Raw genomic sequence first — 1,380 nt, 5'->3', positions numbered from 1 at the left:
GTATTGTGTGAGAGCGCAATGCGCTGAACCCGTAACGGGATCTTCGTTAACACCCACCCACGGCGCAAAATAGCGCGAAACAAAATCAAGCTCAGAGTTCAACGACAATGCTGTCACAACAACGCCTCGACCTTTAATACGCTTTAGAGCATCAAAGTTTGGTGATAAATCTAATAAAACTTGTTCGCTGACAACCTCAATAAACTGCTTGGTATCGAACTCACTGTATGACACGACTTGGGCTTCACACAGCCCTAAATATTCAAGCAAATCTTTATTAGCATCCAATCCAAGATCAAGCACAGTACTTGGGAAGTCAAGCTCGATTGTGGAGTCACAAACTGTGGCAGATAGCTCCCCTGAAAGCGTATCAAACGTCACAACCTCACCCACATTGACTAACCCTCTTTCCTTCATCACATGCGCTGTTGCCAACGTACCGTGACCGCATAATTTGACTTCAACTTCTGGTGTGAACCATTTCAACGTCATCGTATTGAGGGCTAAGAATGCCGTTTCTGATACTGCCATCTCTTCAGCAATCGAATACATCAACGACTCTTCTAAAGGTTCTTGTGAAATACAAACCCCTGCAGGGTTTCCTTTAAAAGCTTGAGTTGTGAACGAATCCACTTGATATATCTCTAAATTCACAATGGCTCCTAGCGCTGATATTGAATAGACATTGCAGCCTACAATAAGCACAAACACCCCGTGCTACAAGTGTTCAACAGCAACATTATTAATACTTATTTAAGAACTAAGGAATGATAAACAAGCAGTTATGGAAAGAATTGGTGGATTAAGCTGAGGGTTTTACATCGGGCAGATAAGAGATAAAACGTATCAGCCCTGGTAGGAAACAAGCACACATTCGCGGCACATAGGCATTGTATCGTGCCACAAACGTGAGGTTACTCAGCAATGGTAACTTTATTGAATCTACTGACGTACCAGAGCAGATTTCACAATGGTCAAGCCAAGCAGACCCAACATAACTCCTGTCACTTTATCAATATAGTAAGCAACACGTGTAAACTCTCGTCGAACTTTAGGTGCAGATAAAAGGAAGATAATCGCGGCATCCCACACAAACACAACCACTGTCATCCAAATGCCTAACCCTAATTTAAACATGAAACCCACCTCATTATTCAGTACAACCGTGAATAAGCTCAAATAGAACAAAAGGTTTTTAGGATTAAGGATTCCCGATAGAAAACCCGTAACAAATTCTTTAAGAAAAGTGGTTTGAATGGAGACACCTTCTTCGACAACATCGATATTACTGTAATTACATTTTTTCGCTCTTATCGCTTGAACTGCAAGGTACACCAGAAACAAACCGCCAATAATTTTTAAAGCGATCATCACTGAAAC

The 1,380-nt window shown here is 41.4% G+C and carries 2 protein-coding genes; both read right to left on the bottom strand.

All coding sequences use genetic code 11. The annotated features are described in order from the left end of the window. A partial coding sequence (locus AB4496_RS16965; RefSeq protein ID WP_372131434.1) for a PhzF family phenazine biosynthesis protein occupies positions 1 to 654 on the bottom strand: 654 nt, incomplete at its 3' end. 288 nt (positions 655 to 942) lie between these two features. Then, positions 943 to 1,380 (bottom strand): LysE family transporter (locus AB4496_RS16960; protein WP_372131432.1); only part of this gene is annotated, 438 nt, incomplete at its 5' end.

Origin of the sequence: Vibrio sp. 10N.222.46.A1 (assembly GCF_041473595.1) — a bacterium.
In the GTDB taxonomy this organism is placed as follows: Bacteria; Pseudomonadota; Gammaproteobacteria; order Enterobacterales; family Vibrionaceae; genus Vibrio; species Vibrio tasmaniensis_A.
The sequence above is the reverse complement of the archived record's forward strand: the minus strand, read 5'-3'. Positions and strand labels throughout refer to the sequence as shown.